The sequence below is a fragment of the Spirillospora sp. CA-108201 genome, assembly GCF_050936235.1.
GTDB lineage: Bacteria > Actinomycetota > Actinomycetes > Streptosporangiales > Streptosporangiaceae > Spirillospora.
This window is the reverse complement of record NZ_JBNJNE010000001.1, coordinates 5,934,735-5,958,795: the sequence shown is the minus strand read 5'-3', so window position 1 is coordinate 5,958,795 and position 24,061 is coordinate 5,934,735. Positions and strand designations below refer to the sequence as shown.

20 protein-coding genes and 1 riboswitch are annotated in these 24,061 nt (G+C 72.6%); of the genes, 11 read left to right on the top strand and 9 right to left on the bottom strand.

Annotation, left to right across the window (positions count from 1 at the left end; genetic code table 11):
* Positions 1 to 59 precede the first annotated feature (59 nt).
* The 4 genes from ACQEU6_RS28655 to ACQEU6_RS28640 all read right to left on the bottom strand — a co-directional run bounded on the left by ACQEU6_RS28655 (position 60) and on the right by ACQEU6_RS28640 (position 7,153).
* A complete protein-coding gene (locus tag ACQEU6_RS28655) occupies positions 60 to 2,726 on the bottom strand; it encodes a DUF4132 domain-containing protein (protein WP_499336158.1) in 2,667 nt (888 codons plus the stop codon).
* Positions 2,727 to 3,667: 941 nt separating this feature from the next.
* Positions 3,668 to 5,899 (bottom strand): heavy metal translocating P-type ATPase, encoded by a 2,232-nt coding sequence (locus tag ACQEU6_RS28650; RefSeq protein ID WP_499336157.1) that lies wholly within the window; start codon positions 5,897 to 5,899, stop codon positions 3,668 to 3,670.
* A 28-nt stretch (positions 5,900 to 5,927) separates the two neighbouring features.
* Positions 5,928 to 6,884, bottom strand: a complete 957-nt coding sequence (locus tag ACQEU6_RS28645) for a DUF8832 domain-containing protein (RefSeq protein WP_499336156.1) — start codon at positions 6,882 to 6,884, stop codon at positions 5,928 to 5,930.
* 62 nt (positions 6,885 to 6,946) lie between these two features.
* The gene (locus ACQEU6_RS28640; protein WP_499336155.1) at positions 6,947 to 7,153 is read right to left on the bottom strand and encodes a heavy-metal-associated domain-containing protein; all 207 of its coding nucleotides are present in this window, start codon (positions 7,151 to 7,153) and stop codon (positions 6,947 to 6,949) included.
* Positions 7,154 to 7,351: 198 nt separating this feature from the next.
* Here ACQEU6_RS28640 and ACQEU6_RS28635 point away from each other — a divergent pair, with 198 nt between their 5' ends.
* On the top strand, positions 7,352 to 8,215 hold the full coding sequence (locus ACQEU6_RS28635) for an Fpg/Nei family DNA glycosylase (RefSeq protein ID WP_499336154.1): 864 nt from the start codon (positions 7,352 to 7,354) through the stop codon (positions 8,213 to 8,215).
* 18 nt (positions 8,216 to 8,233) lie between these two features.
* Positions 8,234 to 9,004 (top strand): LURP-one-related/scramblase family protein, encoded by a 771-nt coding sequence (locus ACQEU6_RS28630; protein ID WP_499336153.1) that lies wholly within the window; start codon positions 8,234 to 8,236, stop codon positions 9,002 to 9,004.
* A gap of 123 nt (positions 9,005 to 9,127) precedes the next feature.
* On the opposite strand, the gene ACQEU6_RS28625 is transcribed toward ACQEU6_RS28630, so the two are convergent.
* A complete protein-coding gene (locus ACQEU6_RS28625) occupies positions 9,128 to 9,589 on the bottom strand; it encodes an SSI family serine proteinase inhibitor (protein ID WP_499336152.1) in 462 nt (153 codons plus the stop codon).
* A 46-nt stretch (positions 9,590 to 9,635) separates the two neighbouring features.
* On the opposite strand from ACQEU6_RS28625, the gene ACQEU6_RS28620 reads away from it, so the two are divergent.
* The 4 genes from ACQEU6_RS28620 to ACQEU6_RS28605 all read left to right on the top strand — a co-directional run bounded on the left by ACQEU6_RS28620 (position 9,636) and on the right by ACQEU6_RS28605 (position 14,490).
* Positions 9,636 to 9,971, top strand: a complete 336-nt coding sequence (locus ACQEU6_RS28620) for a rhodanese-like domain-containing protein (protein ID WP_499336151.1) — start codon at positions 9,636 to 9,638, stop codon at positions 9,969 to 9,971.
* A 75-nt stretch (positions 9,972 to 10,046) separates the two neighbouring features.
* Positions 10,047 to 10,163: riboswitch (TPP riboswitch) on the top strand.
* Complete coding sequence (locus ACQEU6_RS28615) at positions 10,156 to 11,502, top strand: purine-cytosine permease family protein (protein ID WP_499336150.1); 1,347 nt, start codon at positions 10,156 to 10,158, stop codon at positions 11,500 to 11,502. (Overlaps the previous riboswitch by 8 nt.)
* Positions 11,503 to 11,566: 64 nt before the next feature.
* Positions 11,567 to 13,573, top strand: coding sequence for a sensor histidine kinase (locus ACQEU6_RS28610; protein WP_499336149.1), 2,007 nt, complete (start codon positions 11,567 to 11,569; stop codon positions 13,571 to 13,573).
* A 371-nt stretch (positions 13,574 to 13,944) separates the two neighbouring features.
* Positions 13,945 to 14,490, top strand: a complete 546-nt coding sequence (locus tag ACQEU6_RS28605; RefSeq protein ID WP_499336148.1) for an ATP-binding protein — start codon at positions 13,945 to 13,947, stop codon at positions 14,488 to 14,490.
* 169 nt (positions 14,491 to 14,659) lie between these two features.
* Here the strand turns inward: ACQEU6_RS28605 and ACQEU6_RS28600 are convergent, their stop codons facing one another.
* Positions 14,660 to 15,868, bottom strand: coding sequence for an arginine deiminase (locus ACQEU6_RS28600; RefSeq protein WP_499336147.1), 1,209 nt, complete (start codon positions 15,866 to 15,868; stop codon positions 14,660 to 14,662).
* 42 nt (positions 15,869 to 15,910) lie between these two features.
* On the opposite strand from ACQEU6_RS28600, the gene ACQEU6_RS28595 reads away from it, so the two are divergent.
* The 5 genes from ACQEU6_RS28595 to ACQEU6_RS28575 all read left to right on the top strand — a co-directional run bounded on the left by ACQEU6_RS28595 (position 15,911) and on the right by ACQEU6_RS28575 (position 21,387).
* Entirely contained in the window at positions 15,911 to 17,221 is a 1,311-nt protein-coding gene (locus tag ACQEU6_RS28595) for an MFS transporter (RefSeq protein WP_499336146.1), read from the top strand.
* A 69-nt stretch (positions 17,222 to 17,290) separates the two neighbouring features.
* Entirely contained in the window at positions 17,291 to 17,896 is a 606-nt protein-coding gene (locus ACQEU6_RS28590; protein ID WP_499336145.1) for an RNA polymerase sigma factor, read from the top strand.
* Entirely contained in the window at positions 17,889 to 18,806 is a 918-nt protein-coding gene (locus ACQEU6_RS28585) for a CU044_5270 family protein (protein ID WP_499336144.1), read from the top strand. The genes ACQEU6_RS28590 and ACQEU6_RS28585 overlap by 8 nt, the downstream gene beginning before the upstream one ends.
* A gap of 370 nt (positions 18,807 to 19,176) precedes the next feature.
* Positions 19,177 to 20,358, top strand: a complete 1,182-nt coding sequence (tuf, locus tag ACQEU6_RS28580; RefSeq protein ID WP_499336143.1) for an elongation factor Tu — start codon at positions 19,177 to 19,179, stop codon at positions 20,356 to 20,358.
* 156 nt (positions 20,359 to 20,514) lie between these two features.
* The gene (locus ACQEU6_RS28575; protein ID WP_499336142.1) at positions 20,515 to 21,387 is read left to right on the top strand and encodes an endonuclease/exonuclease/phosphatase family protein; all 873 of its coding nucleotides are present in this window, start codon (positions 20,515 to 20,517) and stop codon (positions 21,385 to 21,387) included.
* 180 nt (positions 21,388 to 21,567) lie between these two features.
* On the opposite strand, the gene ACQEU6_RS28570 is transcribed toward ACQEU6_RS28575, so the two are convergent.
* From ACQEU6_RS28570 to ACQEU6_RS28560, 3 genes are all read right to left on the bottom strand, one after another.
* Positions 21,568 to 23,124 (bottom strand): long-chain-fatty-acid--CoA ligase, encoded by a 1,557-nt coding sequence (locus tag ACQEU6_RS28570; protein WP_499336141.1) that lies wholly within the window; start codon positions 23,122 to 23,124, stop codon positions 21,568 to 21,570.
* A gap of 87 nt (positions 23,125 to 23,211) precedes the next feature.
* Positions 23,212 to 23,382, bottom strand: a complete 171-nt coding sequence (locus ACQEU6_RS28565) for a hypothetical protein (protein WP_499336140.1) — start codon at positions 23,380 to 23,382, stop codon at positions 23,212 to 23,214.
* A 51-nt stretch (positions 23,383 to 23,433) separates the two neighbouring features.
* Complete coding sequence (locus ACQEU6_RS28560; protein WP_499336139.1) at positions 23,434 to 24,051, bottom strand: hypothetical protein; 618 nt, start codon at positions 24,049 to 24,051, stop codon at positions 23,434 to 23,436.
* Positions 24,052 to 24,061 lie beyond the last annotated feature (10 nt).

Here is a 24,061-nt window from a genome sequence, read left to right as displayed (position 1 = left end):
TGACGCCTCGGCCCTAGGAGCGCCAGAAGACGCCCTGAGAGGCTCGGCGGGTCACCCGCTCATGCGGTGTCCGCCGAGTCGGCCAGCATCTGAAGCGTCCGGAGCAGTTCGGAGGCATCGACGTCGTCCAGTTCACCGAACGTCGCCTTCGAGGTGCGGAAGTCCGACGCCTCGGATTCGGCGATCCGGACGAGGCCGAGGGTCTGCTCGGGCCATTCTGCAGGGGACATGACAGGGAACCCCGGGCTCACATCCAGCACGACCGCGCGGCCCGCCACATGCCGGGTCAGGCAGTGCTGGACGCCCGCGTCCTCGGGTGTGCCGCGCGTCCAGCCATGGCGTTCCAGGCCCAGCACCTTGCCGACGCCGACCACGACGTCCACGACCCGGTCGAGCCGGTTGCCAGCGCGCTCTTCGTCCGTGAACGCGTGGACGGGACGGCCGAGCTGGGGGAACGGCTGCAGGATCTCGTAGTCGGCGAAGACTTCGGACCAGGCCGCCACGCTCTTCCCCAGGTGCACCGGGTGGGCGATCCGGACCTCGCCGGACTCCGGCAGCGTCCTTGCCTTGTCGTTCACGTCAGCGAACGTGCGGTCCTCGGCGATCCGAAACGCCGTGGTCCCGTCCCCGTCGTGCAGCCAGACCATGCGCCTGACGAGGTGCCACAGCAGCGGGTGCCGGACGAACAGCCGCCGGAAGTCCTCGGTCGCCCATCGCCGCTGCTCGGCCATGGCCCGCTCCATCCGGAGGATCTGGTCGGCGGCGACCGTCCGGACGTCCTTCTTCAAGCCGGTGAACGCCCGGTGCGCCGCGGGCGCCGCCTCCGGGTCGTCCTTCGCGCCCGGCTTGGGCAGCGTCTTGCGGAGCGTGCCCTCGCCGTCGAACACGACCGGCTTCAACTGCTCGTCGAAGCCCACCGTGAACGACCGGGGCCCGTAGTCGAGCGTCATGCCGCCGTCGGCGTCCAGGCCGAAATCGGGGACGATCCGGTCGCCGAGCTGGTCCATCGTGAGGCCGCGGTCGTCGGCCACCTCGGCCAGCAGCCGCCCCGCCTTCTTCTTGAGCCGCTTGGGCCGGGCCTTCTCCGCGACCAGGTGCAACTGCATGACCGCCACATCGGTGCCGATGCCGGCCAGCACGTCCAGCGCCTTCAGCGGCAGCTGGATCCCGTCCTGGCCGGGCCAGGAACGGGCCGTCCCGCCCAGCCGCCGCGCGATCTCGTCGTCGCCGGTCCAGCTGAGCTGCGCCAGCGCCCAGCCGATCCGCGTCGCCTCACCGGACACGCGCCAACGTTCGAACAGGCTCCAGCCGAACTCGGCCAGCGACCCGGGGTCGAGTGCGTCCAGCGCATCACCCAGGCGTTGCGCCGGCGCGCGTCGCGGGCTCGCCTTGCCCAGCTCCTCCACCAGGTGACCGGTCGCGGCCGCGGGCAGCGCGTGCTCCCGGCCCCGCAGCAGGATCTGCGGCATCGCAGCCGGAGGCGCCCACCCGGGTGCACCCTTCTTTCCGCCCTTCCGCAGGGCTTTCGGCACCTGCTCTTCGGGCGCCTCGGCCACGCGCTTCGCCTGGACGGCGTCGAGCGCGGCCCGGGTCCGCGCGCTCAGTTCCACCGTCTCGACCAGGCCGGGGTGCGCCTCAAGATGCGCGTTCAGCAGCCCTGCCGCCAGCGCCGACCGCTTGGAGGTACCGGTGCTCAGCTCCGGCAGGATCCGCAGCGCCCGGACGGGGAACCGCCCGATCATCGCCTCCATCGCGGGCAGGACATTCACCTTGTCCAGGCAGCCGCCCATGATCTGGAACGCCTCGTCGCCCGGGATACGCGCCAGTGCGTCCACGATGCGCCGCCTGTCCTTCGGCCCCGCGTCCCCGTCGAGCGACCGCGCCAGCACTGGCACCGCGGCCTCACCCAGCCCATCGACCACGGTGTACAGCACGTCGGGAGACCACTCGCCGCTTCCAAGGACGGCCCAGTCACCGAGCCGTTCGACCTGCTCGGCGGTACCCAGCGACCACCACAGCAGCTTGGCTCCGACCGAAGTCGTGTAGGACTGCCGCTTCGGCGGCTCCTCGCAGCACTCGTCCACCCACTCCGTGCGGTCCGGCACCAGGAACGACGTGATCAGCCGCTTCACCGGATCCGCGCGGAGCCCGGCCAGCGCCTCGACGGCCGCGGCGCGGGCAACGTCGTCCGCCGCGGCCAGCAGCGCCCGCATCCGCAAGCCCGCGCCGCGCGGCACCCAGTGGGCGTGGACCAGATCGTCCGTCCCGAGCAGGACGTAGCCCGGTTCCTCATCGTTCACCGTCATCCCGCCGTCGCCCCAGACCCAGATCCCCTCGATCTCGGCGAACGTGCGGGCGGCGAAGGAGAGCCCGTGCTCGGCCACCAGAAAGTCGGTCCAGCCGGCGTCGTCGGCGTACCGCGATTTCAGCCGCGCCATCGTCTCCACCCGCGCGACCACCGCCGCCCCCAGCGGGGTCGCGTCGCCCTTCAGGTAGGCGAGGCCCGCCTCGGCCAGTTCGGCGACGGTGCCCCGGTGTTCCAGCACGGCGCGGACGACCGTCCGGGCGGCGTCCAGGCTCTCGCGCACCGTGGCGTGGGCCTCCGCACGCGGCTCGGTCGCGGGCACCGGGACCAGGCCCTCGCGCCGGGGGATCAGATCCTCCAGCCACGGGCCGGGGACGACCAGAACGTTCTCGTCGCGGAGCGCGGGGGCATGATCAACCATGCGCCCTCACGGTAGAGCAGCCTCCCGACACTCGGGTGCCGTTCCGCGGAGCGCCCGCCGGGTGTCAGGCAGTGCCGGACGGCGCTCGGCTCAGATCCACGACGCAGAAAGCGTTGCCGTCCGGGTCGGCGAGCACCACGAAGTCGAAATCCGGTGGGTACATGTCCCAATCGTTCCAGGTTTCGTGTCATTCCCCTGGGGCGGTGCCTTGAGCGGGGTGCTTCTCCTTCCGTGCGGGCCGCAGTTCCTCGCGGAGCTCCTTCAGTGCTTCTTGCAGTCGATCGCGTTCGTTCTCGATCTCGTGCAGCCGGACGGCGTCGTTGCGGGCCACGGCTGACGCGCTCGACGCTGAGGGCATCACCACGGCTACGGGGCGCACCGTGGACGGCCAACACCGTAGCCAAGGCGCAACGCCGCCTCAGCGCCCCCGGCTACACTCAGACTTCATGACGGCCGCCTGGTGGCGTGCAGGACGAGCCGGCTGATCACGCGTTGGGGCGTTCGCGTGGTTGGGTGGACCACCAAGGTGCACTTAGCCTGCGAGCAGGGCCGTAAGACGCTGTCGCTGCTGGTGACCGGTGGGCAGCGCGGAGACAGCCCGCAGTTCACCCCGGTCCTGACCGGTATCCGGGTGCCGCGCCTGGCCGACCGGGCCTACACCTCCCGGGCCAACCGCGCCTACCTGCACATACCGTCATCAACCAATGGCTACGCCCACTTCGAGACACGGCCTACTAGCCCGAGAGCCCGCACCGGGGCACTCACCTCAGCCGGTGCACCAGCCACGCAACTTCAGGTGGCGCGATTGCGTGCGAAGCCGGTTTCGAGCCCGCGAGAAACTGATCGCGCAGCGAGCCCCTGGGCGAGCCGGAGCGATGCAGCGATCGCACGCGGTTATCGCGGTGCCGGGCCCCCAGGGCCCGGCACCGCGATAACCGCAATCAGGCGAAGCGCCGAAGGCGCAGGCTGTTCGTTACCACGAAGACCGAGGAGAAGGCCATGGCTCCTCCGGCGATCATGGGGGTGAGCAGGCCCGACGCCGCGAGCGGCAGGGCGGCCACGTTGTAGGCGAAGGCCCAGAACAGGTTGCCCTTGATCGTGGCGAGCGTGCGGCGCGACAGCCGGATGGCGTCGGCCGCGGCGCGCAGGTCGCCGCGCACCAGGGTCAGGTCGGACGCCTCGATCGCCACGTCCGTGCCGGTGCCCATCGCCAGGCCGAGGTCGGCCTGGGCGAGCGCGGCGGCGTCGTTGACGCCGTCGCCGACCATGGCGACCGTCCGCCCCTCCGCCTGGAGGCGCTTGACGACGTCCACCTTGTCCTGCGGCAGGACGTCGGCGATGACCTCGTCGATCCCCACCTCGTCGGCGACCGTGCGGGCCACCGTCTCGTTGTCGCCGGTCAGCAGGACCGGGCGCAGCCCGAGCGCGCGCAGCCGCTCGATCGCCTCCCGCGAGGTCGGCTTGACCTGGTCCGCGACGGTGATCACCGCGCGGGCCTCGCCGTCCCAGCCGACCGCGACGGCGGTGCGGCCGAGCGCCTGGGCCTTCTCCATGGCGCGTTCGAGGTCGGGGGTGAGGTGCTGCGACCACTCGGCGAGCAGCCGCGGGCGGCCCGCCAGGACGCCGTGGCCGTCCACCATCCCCTGGACGCCGAGGCCCTCGACGTTGGCGAAGTCCTCGACCGTGCCGAGGTCGCCGACCCGTTCGACGGCGCCCCGGGCGATGGCCTGGGCGATGGGGTGCTCGGACGCGTTCTCCAGCGCGCCCGCCAGCCGCAGCACGTCCTCCTCCGCGACGCCGTCGGCGGTGATGACGTCGACGAGGGCCATCTTGCCGGTGGTGACGGTGCCGGTCTTGTCCAGGACGACGGTGTCGATCCCGCGGGTGGACTCCAGCACCTCCGGGCCCTTGATCAGGATGCCGAGCTGCGCGCCGCGCCCCGTCCCGACCATCAGCGCGGTCGGGGTGGCGAGGCCGAGGGCGCACGGGCAGGCGATGATCAGCACGGCGACCGCGGCGGTGAAGGCGCCGGCGAGCGGCTCGCCGGTGCCGATCCAGAAGCCGAGCGTGCCGAACGCCAGCGCGATCACGATCGGGACGAAGACGCCCGAGATCCGGTCGGCGAGCCGCTGCACCTGCGCCTTGCCGGTCTGCGCGTCCTCCACCAGCCGCGCCATCTGCGCGAGCTGGGTGTCGGAGCCGACCCGGGTGGCGCGCACCAGCAGCCGCCCGCCGGCGTTCACGGTCGCGCCGACCACGGCGTCGCCGGGACCGACCTCGACCGGGACCGACTCGCCGGTCAGCATGGACGCGTCCACGGCGGACGAGCCCTCCTCGACGATCCCGTCCGTGGCGATCTTCTCGCCGGGGCGGACGACGAACACGTCGCCCTCGACCAGCCGGTCGACCGGGATCCGCTCCTCGCGCCCGTCCCGGACGACCGAGACCTCCTTGGCGCCGAGCTCCAGCAGGGCCCGCAGCGCGGCGCCGGCGCGGCGCTTGGAGCGCGTCTCGAAGTACCGGCCGGCGAGGATGAACATGATCACGCCGGAGGCGGCCTCCAGGTAGATGTTCATCGACCCGTCCGAGCGGGTCATGGAGAACTCGAACCCGTGCTTGATCCCCAGCTCGCCCGCGGTGCCGAAGAACAGCGCCCACAGCGACCACGCGAACGCGGCCAGCGTGCCGAGCGAGATCAGCGTGTCCATGGTCGCCGTGCCGTGCCGCAGGTTGACCGCCGCGGCCCGGTGGAACGGCCAGCCCGCGTACACGACGACGGGTGCGGCGAGCGTCAGCGACAGCCACTGCCAGCCCTCGAACTGGAGCGCCGGGACCATCGCCATCGCGATCACCGGGATCGACAGCACCACCGCGGTGACCAGCCGCTGCCGCAGCGGGCGCAGCTCGTCGGCCGGCTCCGGGGCCGCCTCGTCGGCGGCCCTCGGCGGGGCGGGGAGGGCGGCGGAGTAGCCCGCCTTCTCGACCGTGGCGATCAGCTCGTCGGGCGACACCTGCGAGCCGAACTCGACCCTGGCCTTCTCGGTGGCGTAGTTGACCGTGGCGGTCACGCCGTCCAGCTTGTTGAGCTTCCGCTCGATGCGGTTGGCGCACGACGCGCACGTCATGCCGCCGATCGCCAGCTCGATACGCCCGGACGCAGCGTCCGTGCTCATCGCGACCTCCTCTGCTTCGATCGGAACGTCAGTGGGTGTGGGGCTGGTCGTCGTGCCCGGGCTCGGGCTCCCGGCCCTGCTCCTGGACGGGGACGTGCCCCGCGTGCACCGTGAACTCGGCGGTGCGGACCTTGCCGTCGTGCTTGAAGTCCAGGTACAGGCGGTAGGCGCCGGAGCTGGGCGCCTCGGCGAAGAACGTGATGCCGGGACCGGGCTCGGTCTCGCCGTCGCCGGGTTCCCCGTCCGGGTGGACGTGGAGGTAGGCCAGGTCGCCCTGCCGCAGCGCGACGAGGTGCCCGTAGGCCTCCAGGTACGGCTCCAGGTCGGTGACCGGCTTGCCGTCCTTGCTCACCGTGAGCGTCAGTTCGGTGGACTTGCCGGGAGTGAGGCCCCCGGTCAGCCGCACCTCGTAGCCGTCCACCTTCGCGACCTGCTCGGGCCCGGGCAGCGGCGCCGGCCGCAGGTCGCCGGGGACGAACACGTCGGCGCCGAGCGTGAGCTGCCGCTTCGCGCCGTCCGGCTGGATGTCGGTGAAGAACCGGTACACGCCGGGCTTGGCCAGCGTGATCGGGACGGTCCAGACGCCGCCCCCGGCCTCGGTCGGGTGCACGTGCTGGAAGCCGGACAGGTCGCGCCGCGCCACGATCAGGTGCAGCCGCTTGCCGTGCAGCGGCTTGAAGCCGGTGACGGGCCTGCCGTCCGGTCCGTTGATCGTGAACCGGAAGTCCGTCTTCTCGCCGGCGTCGAGGACGGTCCGCTGCGGGGTCAGCGTGTAGCCGTCCTCCGACACCTGGAGGCCGCCCGGCGCGTGGGACGCCGTGCCCTCGTGGCCTCCGGCGCCGTGCCCGCCGCCGCTGCCGTTCTCATGGGATGCCATCTTCGCCTTGCCTCCGACGGGACCGACGATCTTGCCGGCGCCCGCGGCGCCGCCGAAGACCACCGCGAGGCCCACGGCGTAGGCCCCCAGCCTGGTCGCGCTGTTCATGCCGTCTCACTCCGCTCGATGTTCCGAGGGACGCACCCCGCCGGGGGCGAGGTGCGGTCCGCTCACGAGGTCAGCTGGTATCCGGCCTCCTCGACGGCGTCCCTGACCCGGGCGTCGTCGAGGGGGGTCTCGCTCGTGACGGTGACCTCGCCGGACTGGAGGTCGACGTTCACGCCGGTCACACCGGCGATCTGCTCGACCTCCTCGGTCACCGAGCTCACGCAGTGGCCGCAGGTCATCCCGCTGACGGTGTAGGTGGCGGTGCTCATCGGCGTCTCCCTCGCTCTGTTACCCCTGGGGGGTATCTCGTCGGCCTCATGCTGCCATAACCGGACACCCATGACAACCCCTAGGGGGTATGGGTGATTCCGAGATCCGGGTCACACCGGCCCCAGGGTTTTCCACAGGCGTCCACAGGGCTGTGGACAAACGTTCCGGCACCGCCGCCCGTCGCGGATACTGAACCCATGCCTGAGCTACCTGAGGTGGAGGCGCTGGCGGGGTTCCTGCGGGAGCGCGCGGTCGGCCATGCCGTCGCCCGCGTCGATGTTCTCGCCATCTCCGCGCTGAAGACCTACGACCCGCCGGTGACGGCGCTCGGCGGGCTGACCGTCACCGGCGCGGCCCGGCACGGCAAGTTCCTCGACCTGGACGTCGACGGGCTGCACCTCGTGATCCACCTCGCCCGCGCCGGCTGGCTGCGCTGGCGCGACGAGATCCCGGCCAGGCCCGCCCGGCCCGGTGGCAAGAACCCGCTCGCCCTGCGCGTGCACCTGGACGACGGCTCGGGCTTCGACCTCACCGAGGCGGGCACCAAGAAGGGGCTCGCCGTCTACGTCGTGCGCGACCCGGACGACGTGCCGGGAGTGGCGTCCCTCGGCCCCGACCCGCTGGACGAGTCGTTCACCACCGCGGCCCTGGCCGGGATCGTCAACGGCAAGCGCAGCCAGATCAAGGGCCTGCTGCGCGACCAGAAGGTGATCGCCGGGATCGGCAACGCCTACTCCGACGAGGTGCTGCACGTCGCCGGGATGTCCCCGTTCAAGATCGCTTCCTCGCTGACCGAGGAGGACGTCGCCGTCCTGCACGAGGCGATCGTCACCACGCTGCGGGACGCGGTGGAGCGCTCGCGCGGCCTGGAGGCGCAGGACCTCAAGGGCGAGAAGAAGACCGGCCTGCGGGTGCACGGGCGTGCGGGCCAGAAATGCCCGGTGTGCGGTGACACGGTGCGCGAGGTGTCGTTCGCCGATTCGGCGCTCCAGTACTGCCCCACCTGCCAGACGGGCGGCAAGCCCCTCGCCGACCGCCGCATGTCCCGCCTCCTCAAGTAGCGGCGGGCGGTTCCGGCTGTGGCCGGGACGGCCTACGGCCCCGCGCCCGCGGCGCCCGGCTACGGCGGCTACCCGGCACCCGGCCACGGCGGCTACCCCGCGCCGCAGCAGGGCGGCTACCCGGTTCCGCAGCAGGGCGGCTCCCCCGCGCCGCAGCAGCCGCAGCACCAGCGGCCGCCGCAGCAGCCCGCCGACCTGTACGGGTCGCCGATCCTCGTCTACGACCAGCCGGCGCAGTTCTTCTCGACCGAGGCCAACTACACGATCTGGAGCCCGCAGGGGCAGCCCGCGGCGTACGTCCGGGAAGAGGGCGTGAGCGGCGCGAAGAAGGCCCTGCGCGTCATGAACCAGAACAGCCAGACCCAGGCGGAGCGCAAGCTGTCGATCCTCCGCCCGGACGGCATGCCGTACTTCCTGTTCTACAAGCCGTACGGGTTCGTGGGCACGCCCACGATGCAGGTGCTGACCCCGCAGGGCGGGCTGATCGGGTACCTGCGCAAGCGGGCGATGCGCGGCTGGGAGATCCTCGACCCCTGCGAGCGGCAGTTCGGCTACTACGAGCTGCTGAGCGGCCGGATCACCGACTGGCAGCAGCAGGAGCTCGCCCGGATCCAGCGCGGCTTCGCCGGGATGGGCGATCTCTTCTCCCAGGTGTTCACCGGGGCCGACCGCTACGTCCTGCGCATGCACGTCCAGCCGCAGGAGCCGATGCGCACGCTCGTGCTGGCCTGCCCGCTGGCGTTCGACACCGCCGTCTCCCAGAACCGGAGCGTCGGCGGCCTGTTCTGACCGCCCGCCGTCCGCGCCGGGGGACGGGTCAGGCCCCGGCGGGCGCCGGGGCCTGACGTCGGAGTGGTGAACCGGGCCGGAACGGGGATGGCCGGTTCGGATGGATCGATGGAGTGGGACGGGTCAGCGGACCTTCGGGACGTTGCCGAAGACGGGGCCGATCTGGCTCCAGCGGTGCAGCTGGCAGCCGTCATCGCGGGTGAACGTGGTGTCGATCCGCTTGCCCTGCCAGGTGCCCTTGACCGTGGCGATCTCCGGACCGCCGTAGATCTTGGTGCACATCTGGTCCTTGGGGACGGGTTGGAAGGGTTCCTTGACCTTGGTGAGCGCCGCGCAGGCGCCCGCCGCCTGGGGATGGTCTCCGCCGGGCGGGTCGCAGGTCAGCCGCCAGGTCTTGGCGGGCGCCTCCTTGGAGGCCTTGACCTGCACGGTGAGCGTTTCCGCCGAGGAGCCGGACGGCTGCACGGACGTCGTGCCCGAAGGCGCTCCGGCGGAGTTTCCGTTTGCCTGTTCGTCGCCGCAGGCGGCCGTGGACAGGAGCATGGCCAGCCCGGGCGCCGCGAAAAGGAGCGTCCGATACCGCATGCGTGATTCGACGCAGGGGGGCTTCGCGCGGTTCCATGGAGGTGTGATGAATTTCGGGGAAGACGTACCGGCCGTGGTCGCCGCGGACGTTCCGCAGGACGGCTACCTGCTGGACGTCCGGGAGCAGGACGAGTGGGACGCGGGCCACGCGCCCGCCGCGGTCCACATCCCCATGCGCCAGCTCGGCGACCGCGCGGGGGAGGTCCCGCGCGACCGGGAGGTCTACGTGATCTGCCGGTCCGGGGCGCGGTCCGCGCAGGTCACGTCCGCGCTGAACCAGGCCGGGTGGCTGGCGAGGAACGTCGGCGACGGCATGCACGGGTGGGCCGACGCCGGGCGTCCGATGGAGGGCGCGGGCGACGGACCGCCCTACGTCGCGTGATCTGACCGGCCGTCGAGGGATCTGACCCGGATGCCCTCTTTTGGGGCGTGACGGGCGGTTGTACGATCGGGCCTGACCGATACCCGCGGGAGCTCGGGCCACAGCCGGGCTGAGAGGGCGGCCTTCGAGGCGTCGCCGACCGCATGAACCTGTCCGGGTAATGCCGGCGTAGGGAGCGTGTCCCGTGACGTCCGATGTCGAAAAGCGCCCGCAGGGCGAGCGCGCCCGCGACGAGGTCCCGTTCACCCTCGACGAGCCCGCCCCCAAGGTCCTCGGATTCTGGGACCAGAGCGCCTTCTGGGGGAACCTCGGCGTCAGCCTCCTGGCCTTCTCCGGCGCCTACACCGTCCTCGCGCCGGACGCCGACGGCCGGCCGACGATCTCGATCATGGCGGGCATCGTCGCGATGGCCGTCGGGACGGCCCTCGGCGGGCTGATGCTCGGCCTCGCCGCCGTGCCCGGCGCGCGCACCGGGCAGCCGGCGATGGTGCTGCTGCGCGGCCTGTTCGGCGCGAAGCTGTCGTACGCGCCGACCGTCCTCAACATCGCCCAGCTCGTCGGCTGGGGGACGTTCGAGCTGATCGTCATCGCCGACGCGGCCCGCGAGCTGTGGGACGGCGTCCCGCGCTGGGGCTACGTGGTCGCCGCCGGCGCGCTCACGACCGTGCTGACGGTCTGGCCGCTCGGCTCGGTCCGGCTGCTGCGCCGCTACGTGACCGTCGCGGTGGCGGTCGCGCTCGTGTACTTCTACGTCCGGCTCGTCCGGGAGCCGCTGCCCGACCTGACGGAGGGCTCGTGGGGCGGGTTCTGGCTCGGCGCGGACGCCGCGCTGGCCGTGTCGATCTCCTGGGTCCCGGTCGCCGCCGACTACACCCGGCACGCGCGCACCGAGCGGGGGGCGTTCGGCGCCGCGGCCGTCGGCTACTCCGTCACGCAGATCGTCGCCTACGTCCTCGGGCTGCTCGCGCTGGCGCTGGTCGCGGGCGACTCCGGCAGGATCTTCGACCCGTTCCTCGGCGCCTCGCTGGGCGTGGTGTTCTTCGCGGTGTTCGTGCTGCGGGAGGCCGACCAGTCGTTCGCCGACACCTACTCCACGGCGGTGTCGATCCAGAACCTGTTCCCCCGGGCCGACCGCCGGGTGCTGAGCGTCGCCCTCGGCATCGGCATCACCGTGCTCGCGCTGGTGCTGGACATCGGCGACTACGCCGGCTTCCTGTCGCTGATCGGGTCGGTGTTCGTGCCGATGCTCGGCGTCCTGGCCGCCGACTTCTTCCTCGGCCGCCGCCGGGCGGGCGGCTGGGACGTCTCGCGGACGGCGCCGTCCCGCTGGGGCATGATCGGGGCATGGGCGGTCGGGTTCGTCGTCTACCAACTCGTCAACCCGGGAACGGTCGCCCGCTGGGCCGGTTTCTGGTCCGGCGTCCGGGACGCGCTGCACTTCACGCCGCAGACGTGGATGAGCGCCTCGCTGCTGTCGTTCCTGGTGGCAGGGGTCGCGGCCCTGCTCATCGGTAGGCTTACCAGACGGTAAGGTTTGGGTCGAAAGCAAGTTTCGGCGCAAGTTGCCCGGCGGTGGGCCGGAGTCCGGTGGCACGATGACAGACGTGTATGAGCACGTGCACGATCCGATCGCGCGGGCCGTCATCGAGAGCGCCGCCGACGCGATCGTGGCCGTGGACCAGCGGCACCGGGTCACCGTGTGGAACCCGGCGGCCGAGCGCATGTTCGGCTGGACGGCCGAGCAGGTGCTCGGCCGGGTCCCGCCCATCGTCCCCGACGAGCTCAAGGCCGAGCACAACGCCGTCCAGGAGAGGCTCCTCACCCGGCGCGGCGGCGAGGGCGACGGCGGGCAGATCTCGATCGCCACCCGCCGCTTCCACCGCGACGGCCGGCTCATCGACGTGCGCATCGACACGAGTCTGCTGAAGGACCCGAACGGCACGCTGCTCGGCTGGGTCGGGGTGTACCACCCCGTCGAGGACGACGAGATCCTCCAGCACCGGATGACCGAGCGGGCCCGGCTCGTCCGGCGGCTGAACGACATCGTCGCCGACCTCGGCGCCGAACTCGACCTCGCCGTGGTGCTCGACCGGATCACCTCCGCGCTCATCGAGCTGACCGGCGCCGACGCCGGCGGATTCGTCAAGATCGAGGGCGAGCGGCTGCGGCTGGTCAGCATGTCCGGGCTGCCGGAGCGGATGCGCGGCCGGCGCGCCGAGCTGCGGCCGAGCCTGGTCGGGGAGCTGCTGCGGTCGGGCAAGACCGTCAAGCTCGCGACGGGCGAGCGGCGCCTCGGCGACCTGATCTGGTCGGAGCTGCCCGGCCTGCACACGATCGCCCTCGGCCTGTCGTACCTGCAGAACCGGCCGTACGGCGCGCTGTACGCGCTCTTCTCCGGCCGCAAGGTCGGGCACACCGAGCTCGAACTGCTGGAACTGCTCGCCGGGCACGCCGGCGTCGCGGTCGGCAACGCCGTCGCCTACGCGGAGGTCGTCCGGCAGCGGGCGCACGAGCGCGCCGTCATCGACTCCAGCGCCGACGGCATCGCGGTGCTGGACCACGACCTCGTCGTCCGGCACTGGAACAACGCCGCGCACACCCTGACCGGCATCCCGCCGGAGGAGGCGATCGGGCGCCCGCTGCCGTTCGGCATGCCCGCGCTCGGCGAGATGCTCACGTTCCGCCTGGAGTCGGGGACGTGGCTGAACGTGCTGGCCGCCGAGATCGAGGAGACCGGCGAGCTGGTCGTCGACTTCCGCGACGTCTCGGAGGCCAAGGCGCTGGAGGAGGCCAAGGACCTGTTCCTGGCCACCACCAGCCACGAGCTGCGGACGCCGATCACGGTCGTGCAGGGGTTCGCGTCCACGCTGGTCAACCGGTGGGACGAGCTGGCCGACGCCGACCGCCGCGCCGCCGTCGCCACCATCGCCGAGCGCGCCCAGTCGCTCGCGCGGCTCGTCGAGCACCTGCTGCTCGGCTCCCGCGCCGGAGCCGACGAGCTGGCGGTGACGATCGAGCCGTTCGACCTCGTCCGCGTCCTGGAGGGCGTGGTCGGCGGGTTCCGCTCGCTGTCGCCGCTGCACCGGGTGGAGCTGGAGATCGACCCCGGCCTGCCGCCGTGCAGCGGGGACGCGATGGCCACCGACATCGTCCTCGGGCAGCTGCTGGAGAACGCGTTCAAGTACTCCCCGGACGGCGGGACCGTGCGGGTGCGGGCCCGCCGCGAGGGCTCCGGAATCGTCGTCACGGTCGCGGACGAGGGCATCGGCATCCCCGTCGGCGACCATGAGCGGATCTTCGAGCGGTTCGTGCAGGGGGACGCGGGCGACCGCCGCCGGTTCGGCGGCATCGGGCTCGGCCTGTACATCGTCAAACGGCTGACGGAGGCGCAGGGCGGCACGATCTCCGCCCATCCGGCAGGGCGTGAGACATCTCACAACGAACCGCCCCAAATATCGCAAAACGGGAAGAAATCCACCGAACCCCCCAAAGGGGAACCGACCTCTCGGCTACTCTCCGTCACCGAACGGCGCGGGCCCGCAGGTGGTGCACGGGCGGGCGAGGGAACGTGCATGCGCCTCGTGTTGCGTTCGGCGGGTTGAGCGGACGGTTACTTACCGTGCGGACAGTCCGTCCCGGGCGGTCCGGTGAGACGGGCGTGACCAGCGCTTACGGTGGTCTCGCGGGCTGGCAGGCTGGGAACGGTGCGGAGAAGTGCGGTGTCGGCGGGGTGTGATGGACGAAACGCGTGCGCGAGGAGTAAATCCGCCGTTGGCTGGATAGATCCTTGGTTGGTCGCCGTTGGTGACGAGATGCCGATCCCGGGGGTGATCACCGTGACCGGACGACCGATGACTCGTTGTGCAGGTGGTGAACTGATCCGTTCGGGTTTCCCGTCATGGCCATCAGGGCATTTCGGACGTACCGGAACGGTGATGACGGAACACGTCCGAGTGAGCGGAGCATCGGGGAGGTGAGGGCGTCGAGCGTCGTACTGCTGCCACACGCACCGTCCAGCGTCGCGGTCGCCCGCAGGCGCCTCAGTTCGGAGCTGATCGACTCGGGCGTCTACGACTCGGTCGTCGACGACGCCAGCGTCATCGTCAGCGAGCTGCTCAGCAACGCCCTGCGGCACGCGCGGCCGCTGCCGTCCGGCCAGGTGAAGGTCTGCTGGCTGCGCCGCGACGACCTCCTGGAACTGGAGGTCAGCGACGGCGGCGCCATGACCGAGCCGCGCCGCGGCCCCGGCACGCTGTCCTCGCTCGGCGGGCGCGGGCTCGGCATCGTCGAGGCCCTGTCCGAGGGCTGGGGAGTGCGCCACGAGGAGGGCGCCACCACGGTGTGGGCCGTCCTGCGGGCGCCCCGGTCGTCCGGCGACGACCGGTCGGCGGCCCCCGCCGGTGCGCACGCCGTCGTCCCGGATCTGTCAGCATTTCCGGACCTTCTGGACGAGCCAGTCGAAGACCGATGCAACGGAACCAGGAGTGAAGTGGCTCCAAGCCGGGCATATCCGGCATAGAGCGACCCTGCCTGGAAGGAACCCCGCCCGACCTTGTATGGTCCTCTCCAACGCTCGGGCGATGTCGTGCCCCCGTCGGCATCGCGAGCGTTGATGGTTCTTCCCGGCGCCGCGCGCCTCTGGCCCCCGGCGCCGGGAAGAACACGAAATCCCCCTTCGCCGGTGAGGCTCAGATCTCCTCGCGGAGGATCGGGCACGACATGCAGCGGGGGCCGCCCCGCCCCGTCCCGAGCTCGCTCCCGCTGATCCGGATGACCTCGATCCCGGACGCCTCCAGCTGCGCGTTGGTCTCGATGTTGCGCTCGTAGGCGACGCACAGGCGCGGGGCCACGGCGAGGGTGTTGTTCCCGTCGTCCCACTGCTCGCGCTCGGCGGTGACCGGGTCGAGCCCGGTGTCGATCACCTTGAGGCGGTCCAGGCCCATCGCGTCGGCGGCGGCCTGGAGGAACGGGCGCGGCTCGGCGACGCGCAGATGCCCCTCGTCCAGCGTCACCGTGTAGGCGGTCAGCGAGTGCGCCACCGGCGGGTACATCACGACGGTGTCGACGTCGACCATCGTGCAGACGGTGTCGAGGTGCATGGTGGCCCGCTCCTGCGCGATCGGCACGGCCAGCACCGTGCGGGCCAGCCCGGCCCCGATCGCCTGGCGGGCCAGGCGCTCGACGCCCGCCGGGGTCGTCCGCTCCCCGGTGCCGACGGCGATCACTCCCGGACGCAGCAGCAGGACGTCGCCGCCCTCCAGGTGCTCCAGGGACGGGCTGTAGACCGGCTCCACCCCGGCGAACCGCGGATGGTGCGCGTAGACCAGCCCCGTGAGGGCCGACTCGCGCCGCCGCGCCTCCATCGCGAGGCTCGTCACCGCCACGCGGTCGCCGATCCAGGTGCTGTTGTCGCGGGTGAACAGCAGGCCCGGCAGCGGATCGACGATGAAGTCCCGCTCGTCCATCAGCCGGTAGACGAGGCCGTGCCCGGCCTTCAGCTCCTCGTGCGCGAGCCCGGCGATCAGCGTGTGCGCGAGGTTCTCCGGGTCGAGGCCGCGCAGATGGTCCTCGACGACGCGCCGGAGCTGGTCTCCGAGGCGCAGGTCGACGATGGCGTCGGCGATCGCCTGCTCGCGCGCGGCCTCGTACTCCAAGGCGTCCTGCAGCAGTTCGGTCACGTACAGGACCTCGACGCCGCGCGACCGCAGCGCCTCGGCGAACGCGTCGTGCTCCTCCTGCGCCCGGCCCGCCCACGGGATCGCGTCGAACAGGAGCTTGTCGCTGTTGCGCGGGGTCAGCCGCTTGAGCTCCGCGCCGGGGCGGTGCAGCAGCACCGTCCGCAGCCGTCCGACCTCGCTGGTGACCCGGTGCTCGTGCGTTGTCTTCGCTGCCGTCACCCTCCGCAGTCTAGGCGGCGGACGATATGCCACCATTCGAGGGTGATCGGCAGGAACGCGGGGCTGCCCCTCCACCTCACCTCGGCGACGATGCTGCGCGTGTCCGCCGAGGGGGTCGCGACCGCGCTGGTCCTGACCGTCCAGGCGCGGACGGGCCACGCCGCCACCGCCGGGTACCTGCAGACCGCGATGACGCTGCCGTACGTGCTGAGCGGCCCCGTGATCGGGAACGCGCTGGACCGGGTGGCGCGCCCCCGCCGCGGCGCCGTCGCCCTCGCCGTCTGCTACGTCGCCGCGACCGGGCTGCTGCTGGCCCTCGCGGGACGCTCGCCGCTCGTCCTGGCGCTCGTCGTCGCCGCCGTGATCGGCTGCACGGAGCCCATCGTCGTGGCGCTGACCAGCCTGCTGCCCCGGTTCGTCCCGGCCGACCGGCTCTCGCGCGCCTACGGCCTGGAGGCCTCCAGCTACAACCTCGCCGGGATCGCCGGTCCCGGCCTCGCCGCGGGCCTCGCCGCCCTGGTCGGCGGCCAGTACGCCGGGACCGCCGTCGTCGCGGTCGGCGTCCTCGGCCTCCTGGCCCTGCCGTTCCTGCCCTTCCCCGGCCCGTCCCCGAGCGCGCACGCCGCCGCGCCGGGCTCGGCGGCGGTGGAGGCCGCGGCCGACACGGGCGCGGTCGGCGGGCGGGCGGCGGCCATCGAGACGGAGACGGGCGCCGCGGCGCGCCCGCCCCTGGCCGGGGTGCTCTCGGTGATCACGGGCGGGCTGGTGGTGCTGGCCCAGGGCCGGGTGCTGCGGGCCCTGACCGTCGCGACGACGCTCGCGTGGATGGGCTTCGGCGGCGTCGCCGTCACGGCGGTCCTGCTCGCCGGGCACATCGGCGCCTCGCCCGGCGCGGGCGGACGGCTGCTCGTGGCCATGGCGGTCGGCTCGCTGATCGGCTCCCTGGCGTCCAGCCGCTGGCTGACGCCCCGGCACGCCGAACCCGTCATGATCGCCGGGCTCGTCGCCTTCGGGGCCTCGCTCGCCGCCCTCGCCGCCGCGCCGTCGATGCCGTGGGCGACGGCGGCGTTCGTCGCCGCGGGGGTCGCGGAGGGCCCGGTGTTCGCGGCCACGCTCATGCTGCGCCAGCGCGAGTCGCCCCCCGACCGGCTCGGGCAGGTCAACACCACGGGCGGCAGCCTCAAGATCGGCGCGTCCGCGGTCGGCGCCGCACTGACCGCCGCGTCCGCCGACGCGATCGGCCCGATCGGCCTGGTCCTCGCGATCGCCGGCTTCCAGTTCGCGGGCGCCCTCTCCGGCTACCTCCTCCTCCGCACGCCCGCGCGCGGGAGCCGCGCCGGCGAGGAGACCTGAACCGGAGGGACCCGCGCACGGCCGCTCGGGCAAGAGGGGGTGCAACGTCCACGACCGAGAGGTCCGCGCATGCCGACCACGAGCCGCTCCTCGCCGCCCCGGCCCGAGCCCCCCGCCGATGACGATCCCACCGACGCGTCCCTGATCGCCGCCTCCCGGACCGAGCCCGAGCGGTTCGCGGGCCTGTTCCGCCGGCACGCCCCGGAGATCATGCGTTACGCGACGCGGCGCCTCGGCCGGGACGCCGCCGAGGACATCACCGCCGGCACCTTCCTCGTCGCCTTCGACCGCCGCCACCGCTACGACGCGGCGCGTCCCGACGCGCGGCCCTGGCTCTACGGGATCGCGACCAACCTGATCCGCCGCCACCGCCGCGCCGAGGTGCGGGCGCTGCGGGCGCTCGCGCGCGGCGGGGCCGACCCGGTCACCGAGCCGTTCACGGACGCGGTCGAGAACCGCGTCCAGGCGGGCGCCCGGTCGCGGGCGCTCGCGGGGGCCATCGCCGGGCTGCCCGCCGCGCAGCGCGAAGTGCTGCTGCTGGTGACCTGGGCGGGGCTGACCTACGACGAGGTCGCCGAAGCCCTCGCGATCCCCGCCGGGACGGTCCGGTCCCGCATGAACAGGATCCGCCGCAAGCTGCGCGACGCCCTCGCCGAGGAGGACCACGATGGATGAGCTCAAGCTGGTGGAGCGGCTGCGCTCCGAGGTCCCCCTGGACATCGACGTGGCCGGGGCGCAGGACCGGTGGCGTCGGGCGCACGGCGTCCCCGTCCGGCGGCGGCGCCCGCTGCTGCTGTCCGGCGTCGCCGCGGCGGCCTGCGCCTGCGTGGTGGCCGCGTTCCTCGTCGACCACCAGGAACCCGCGCGGACGGCCAACGTGGCCGCCGTCCTCGACCGGGCCGCCGACCGGGCGGCGGGCGACCCGGCGCCCCGCGCCGGCCAGATCGTCTACCAGGAGAGCGTCACGCGGCGGCGGGTCGGCGGCGTGGGCCGCTGGTACGAGGTCCGCACCCGGACGTGGCTGCCCGCCGGGGGCGCGGGGAGCGGCCTCGTCGTCGAGAGGAACTCGATCCGGCCGCGTCCGGGGGAGGCGATTCCGCCGGACGGCGAGAGCACGGTCGGCCCCTGCCCGGCGGCACCGCCGATCGAGCGTCCCTACCTCGGCGGCCTGCCCACCGGCACCGGCGCCCTGCTCGACCTGCTCGCGGACCAGGGCGAGGGCGACCGGGCCGGGCGGCAGTGGGAGGCCGCGTCCGACCTGATCGACCGGCCCGCGCCGCCCGGGGTGCGCGCGGCGCTCTACCGGGCGATCGCCGAGATCCCCGGGGTCCGGCTGCGGGACGACGGCGTCGACGCCGCGGGACGCCACGGGGTCGCGGTCACCCGCACCCAGGACGGCGTCCGCGACGAACTCGTCTTCGACCGCGCGAGCCATCGCTTCCTGGGCACTCGCAACGTCGTCGCGGCCAAGGGCCATCCGTTCGGGGCGCCGGGCACGACGACCCAGTCCAGCGCGCTCATGAAGACCGCGATCGTCGAGCGGGCGCCGCGCCCCGGCCCTGACGCGACCCCGTCCGGCTGCTGAACCCCTGAGCGCGGTGGCCGGCCGGGCCGGCCACCGCAAGCGCGCGTGAAAAACCGGTCGACTTCGGCGGGAGGCGGCCGTAGTGTCCGGGGCATGTTCCTCGCAGCCGGCACCCGGACGCTCGCAGGCATCGCCCTGCTGAGCGCGGTGCCGGCTGCCTTCTCGGCGGCAGCGGACGCAGACGCCTTCGACGGCCTGCGTGCCGCATGTGAGGGGCCGACCCCCCACGCCCCCCGGTTCGCCGCGCTCATCCGAAGCTGACCCCTCTCCGTCCACCTCCGGAGAACCAGCGGAGGGGGGTGGTCACCAGACCGCGCGCCCGTGTGCGCGCGGTCGGTTCCCACCGGATCCACCAGTGAGGACGAGACCGATGGCCAAGCAGCTCTACGAGCGCGACAAGCCGCACCTGAACATCGGCACGATGGGGCACGTCGACCACGGCAAGACGACGCTGACCGCGGCGATCACCAAGGTGCTCGCCGACCGCGGGCTGGCGTCCCCGGTGCCGTTCGAGCGCATCGACCGCGCGCCCGAGGAGCGCGACCGAGGCATCACGATCAACGTCGCGCACGTCGAGTACGCGACCGCGACCCGGCACTACGCCCACGTCGACATGCCGGGCCACGCCGACTACGTCAAGAACATGATCTCCGGTGCCGCCCAGGTGGACGGGGCCGTGCTGGTCGTGTCCGCCCAGGACGGCGCCATGCCGCAGACCCGCGAGCACGTCGTGCTGGCGCGGCAGGTCGGCGTCGGGCACATCGTGGTGGCGCTGAACAAGGCCGACATGGTCGAGGACACTGAGCTCCTCGACCTCGTCGAGCTGGAGGTCAGGGACCTGCTCACCGAGTACGGCCTCCCCGGCGAGGAGGTCCCGATCGTGCGCGTGTCCGGCCTCCGGGCGCTGGAGGGCGACCCGTACTGGACGGCCCGCATCGTCGACCTGCTCGACGCGATCGACGCCTACGTGCCGGTGCCGCGCAGGGTGCTCGACCAGCCGTTCCTGATGCCGGTCGAGAGCGTCCTCACGATCACCGGGCGCGGGACCGTCGTGACCGGGGTCGTGGCCCAGGGCGCGATACGGCTCGGGGACGCCGTGGAGGTCGTCGGGCTCGGCGAGACGTTCGGCTCCGTCGCGACGGGGCTGGAGACGTTCGGGCAGACGATGGACCACGCCGAGGCGGGCGACAACACCGCCATGCTGCTGCGCGGCGTCAAGCGGGACCAGGTGCGGCGCGGCCAGGTGGTCGGCGCGCCGGGCGCGATCCGTCCGCACCGGCGGTTCCGGGCCCGCGTCCGGGTGCTGACCGCCGACGAGGGCGGGCGGAGCAGGCCGTTCCTCCACGGCTACCGGCCGCAGTTCCACTTCCGCACCACGGACGTGGTCGGCGGCGTCGACCTCGGCGAGGGCGGCATGGCGCTGCCCGGCGACTCGGTCGAGATGGCCGTCGAGCTGGGCAAGCCCGTCGCGATGACCGAGGGGCTCGGCTTCGCCGTCCGGGAGGGCGGCCGGACGGTCGGCGCGGGCACCGTCACCGCCCTGCTCGACTAGCGGAAGAGGGGCCCCGGCACTCGCCGGGGCCCCTTAGCCTTGATCGGGCGGATCCCCGGCCTCCGGTGACCCAGAGGTCGCGAACGGCTGGCGGATGCGATCTTGATGTGGTGAGATTTCCGACATCACCCCCGCAGATTCCCGTCTGGAGCACGTGTGCGATCCCCCCGCGCCCTGATTCCCCTGCTCTCGGTCTGTGCGGCCGCCGCGGTCGTGACCGCGGCCGCCACCGGTGCCAGCATCGAGGGCCTGGTGGGCGGCGGAGGCCCCGCCCACGCCGACGGTGCCGCCCCCCGCCCCGCCGCCGTGACGATCAACGCGGTGAGCTGGAACGTGTGCGGCGGCTCCGACTGCTCCTCCGGCACCGCGCCCGCGAAGCTCACCAAGGAGATCGTGCAGCGGATGCGGGAAACCGAGGTCGGCGGGCGCACGGTGCACCCGAACGCCGCCCTCCTCCAGGAGGTCTGCGAGGGCCAGATCCGCTCGTTCAAGACGTCCCTGCCCAAGTGGAGCTGGGCGTTCGCGCCCGGCGACGGGTCGTGCGCCGCCGGGCAGGGCCGCGCCGGCGTCGCCATCGGCACCGACGTCCCGCTCACCGCGCAGCGGCAGGCCAGGCTGCCCGCCCCCTCGGGGAGCTCCCGGGTCGCCCTGTGCGGCGAGGTCCCGTCCTGGACGACCCGCGTCTGCGTCACCCAGCTCAGCGAGACCGAGAACACCCAGTGGCGCCGCAAGGAGGCGGGCGCCCTCACCACCCTCGCGGGCTCGGACCGCGTCCTCGTCGGCGGCGACCTGGCCGACGCACCGGAGAGCCCGGCGCTCGACCCCCTCTACGCGGCCTACGACGAGTGCGACCAGTCCGGCTCCTCCCGGACGGGCGCGAACACCCGGCAGAACTGGCAGGGCACCGCACTCGCCAAGACCGACTACCTGTTCATCGGCAAGTCGGCCGCCGTCTCCTGCAGCGTCCCGGCATCCCCCGTCAAGACCTCGGACCACCGCCCCCTCTCAGCAGTAGTCCGCTACCAGTAGTTTTGCGTTTTTCTCCTCCTTCGGGCGCTGGGCGCCCTCCATCGTCGATAGACGCGGGCGATCGCCGGCATCGCTCCGGCTCGCCTTGCGGCCCGCTTCGCGATCAGGTTCTCGCTTCGCTTGAACCTGCCTTCGGGCGTGGATCGCGGCCACTCGGGTTGTCGCGGGTGGGGGAACTGGTCAGTTGACCCCTCGGGCCGTGTCCTGCCAGTAGGGGGCGCGGAGGTCGCGTTTGAGGATCTTGCCGGTGGGGTTGCGGGGGATGGCGTCGCGGCGGTCGACCGAGGTGGGGCACTTGAAGTGGGCCAGGTGCTCGCGGCAGTGGTCGATGAGGTCCTGGTCGGAGACGTCCTCGGAGACGACGACGATCGCCTTCGGGGTCTCGCCCCAGCGCTCGTCCGGGACGCCGATGACCGCGCAGTCGCCGACGGCCGGGTGGCCCATCAGGACGTTCTCCACCTCGGCGGGGTAGATGTTCTCCCCACCTGAGATGATCATGTCCTTGACGCGGTCGTGGATGTAGAGGTAGCCGTCCTCGTCGAGGTAGCCGGCGTCGCCCGTGCGGAACCAGTTGTCCTCGGACAGCGCGGTCGCGGTCGCGTCCGGCATGCCCCAGTAGCCCTTCATGTTCTGCGGCGTCCGGCAGATGATCTCGCCCACCCGGCCGGTCGGCAGCTCCTCCCCGGTGGCCGGGTCCACGATCCTCAGCTCGGTGGTGTCGTTCGGCAGGCCGGCGCTGCGCAGGCGGTGCGCGTTCGGGCCGTCCGGGTCGTGGTCCTCGGGGGGCAGCGAGGTGATCGCGCCGGTGACCTCCGTCAGGCCGTACACCTGCCGGAAATCGGTGGTCGGCAGCATCGCCATGGCGGTGCGCAGGACGTCCTCGCTGATCGGGGACGCGCCGTACAGCATGAGCCGCAGGCTGGACATGTCGGACGCGGTGACCTCGGGGATCAGCGGCATGAACTGCAGCAGCACCGGGACGAGGAAGATGTGCGTGACGCGGTGCCGCTCGATGCCCCGCGCGATCGCGGTCGGGTCGGGCTCGCGCGTGACGATGCCGGTGAGGCCGTTGTAGACGGCGGAGACGGTGAGCACGTTGCCGGCCACGTGGTACATCGGCATCGCGATCATCAGCACGGACGACGCGTCGATGTCCCACACGTCGTTGGTCACCGCGAGCGCCGCGAGGAAGTTGTCGTGCGTCAGCATGACGCCCTTGGGCAGGCCCGTCGTGCCGGACGAGTAGAGCTGGACGAACACGTCCCCGCTGCCCGGCTCGTACGCGGGGGGCTCGGCGGGGGCGGCGTCGATCCAGGCGGCGTAGTCCTGGTGGGGGTGGCCGGCGCCGCCGATGACGACGGTCAGGTCGGTGTGTTCGAGCTTGCCGGCGATGGCGTCCAGGACGGGCAGGAACTCGGGGCCGACGACGAAGACCTTCGCCTGCGCGTTGTTGACGATGTAGGCGACCTCGTCGGGCGCCAGCCGGTAGTTCACCGGGACCTGCGCGGCGCCGGCGCGGGTCGCGCCGAAGAGCAGCTCGGCGTATTCGAGGGAGTTCTTGTCGAGGACCGCGACCCGGTCGCCGGGGCCGAGCCCGGCGGCGGCGAGCGCCGCGGCCACCCGGTCGACGCGCCGGTCGAAGTCGCGGTAGGAGATCTCGGTGCCGCCGGCGATGTACGCGACACGATCGGGATAGGCGAGCGCGCGCTCGCGCAGCACTCCGTCTAGACCTGGCACGATGGGCCCTTTCGCCGATGACCGCCTGGTTGTTCCGGCATCATGCGGTCACCGGCGACACCGCGGCAAGGGGATCGGGCCGCTCGCCTAGCGGCTTTTCGACATCTTGGAGACGGCGGTCACGGCGAGTGCCACCACGACGGCGACGAGTCCGATGAAGAAGAAGAACTTCAGCATCGAGAAGATCGCGCCGATGACGGTGACCACCAGCCACACCGCGAGAAGGACACCGAGGACGGTCAGGATCGTCTTACCCATGACTCCACCGTATGCGCTCGCCCCACAGGGGTCATCAGCCTGGGGGACGACCTAGGCACCGCCGTGCGGCGGAGGCCCACCCTGAGGCGCCCCAGGGGCCGGACCCTGACCGGGGCCGGGGAAGGGCGGCTGGTAGGACGGCGGCTGCGCGGGGTGCGGCGGCCGGCCGGGGGCGCCGAACGGGCCGCCGGGGCCGCCCGCGTTCCACGGCTGGGACGCGCCGGTCCTGGCCGTCAGGACCCGCAGCGCCGCGAGCCCCGCCGCCACCACCAGCGCCAGGAGCTCGAACGCCTGGTAGCGCCCGAAGAAGGGCTTCAGGACCGCCGAGAGGAAGCCGCTGCTCGGCATCCCCTGCGCGGACAGCATGAGGCCGAGGATCATGCCGATCCGCCCGCCGACCTCCATCGCCACGTACGCCGACACCCCCGCCGCGATCGGCGCCAGCGGCCCGCGGGGCCGGGTCGGCAGGACGGCCGTGCCGACGACGAGCCCGGTGAACAGGCACGCGATCAGGAAGTAGGCCGGGGACGTGCGGAAGCCCAGCATGGCCGGGGACGCGTACGACCGCACGGTCATGAACAGGGCGGCGACGCCGGTGGCGACCGCGCCGCCGACCAGGATCAGGGCGATGAGCCCGCCGTTGGAGGTCGCCGGGCGATTCTGTGGCATCGAGCCATTA

What these genes read in the sequence shown, in the direction of transcription:
- ACQEU6_RS28645 (WP_499336156.1), bottom strand. Translation starts at nt 6,884, where the DNA reads ATGAACAGCGCGACCAGGCTGGGGGCCTACGCCGTGGGCCTCGCGGTG.
- ACQEU6_RS28610 (WP_499336149.1), top strand. Translation starts at nt 11,567, where the DNA reads ATGACAGACGTGTATGAGCACGTGCACGATCCGATCGCGCGGGCCGTC.
- ACQEU6_RS28625 (WP_499336152.1), bottom strand. Translation starts at nt 9,589, where the DNA reads ATGCGGTATCGGACGCTCCTTTTCGCGGCGCCCGGGCTGGCCATGCTC.
- ACQEU6_RS28620 (WP_499336151.1), top strand. Translation starts at nt 9,636, where the DNA reads ATGAATTTCGGGGAAGACGTACCGGCCGTGGTCGCCGCGGACGTTCCG.
- ACQEU6_RS28635 (WP_499336154.1), top strand. Translation starts at nt 7,352, where the DNA reads ATGCCTGAGCTACCTGAGGTGGAGGCGCTGGCGGGGTTCCTGCGGGAG.
- ACQEU6_RS28565 (WP_499336140.1), bottom strand. Translation starts at nt 23,382, where the DNA reads ATGGGTAAGACGATCCTGACCGTCCTCGGTGTCCTTCTCGCGGTGTGG.
- ACQEU6_RS28585 (WP_499336144.1), top strand. Translation starts at nt 17,889, where the DNA reads ATGGATGAGCTCAAGCTGGTGGAGCGGCTGCGCTCCGAGGTCCCCCTG.
- ACQEU6_RS28640 (WP_499336155.1), bottom strand. Translation starts at nt 7,153, where the DNA reads ATGAGCACCGCCACCTACACCGTCAGCGGGATGACCTGCGGCCACTGC.
- ACQEU6_RS28560 (WP_499336139.1), bottom strand. Translation starts at nt 24,051, where the DNA reads ATGCCACAGAATCGCCCGGCGACCTCCAACGGCGGGCTCATCGCCCTG.
- ACQEU6_RS28650 (WP_499336157.1), bottom strand. Translation starts at nt 5,899, where the DNA reads ATGAGCACGGACGCTGCGTCCGGGCGTATCGAGCTGGCGATCGGCGGC.
- tuf (WP_499336143.1), top strand. Translation starts at nt 19,177, where the DNA reads ATGGCCAAGCAGCTCTACGAGCGCGACAAGCCGCACCTGAACATCGGC.
- ACQEU6_RS28590 (WP_499336145.1), top strand. Translation starts at nt 17,291, where the DNA reads ATGCCGACCACGAGCCGCTCCTCGCCGCCCCGGCCCGAGCCCCCCGCC.
- ACQEU6_RS28655 (WP_499336158.1), bottom strand. Translation starts at nt 2,726, where the DNA reads ATGGTTGATCATGCCCCCGCGCTCCGCGACGAGAACGTTCTGGTCGTC.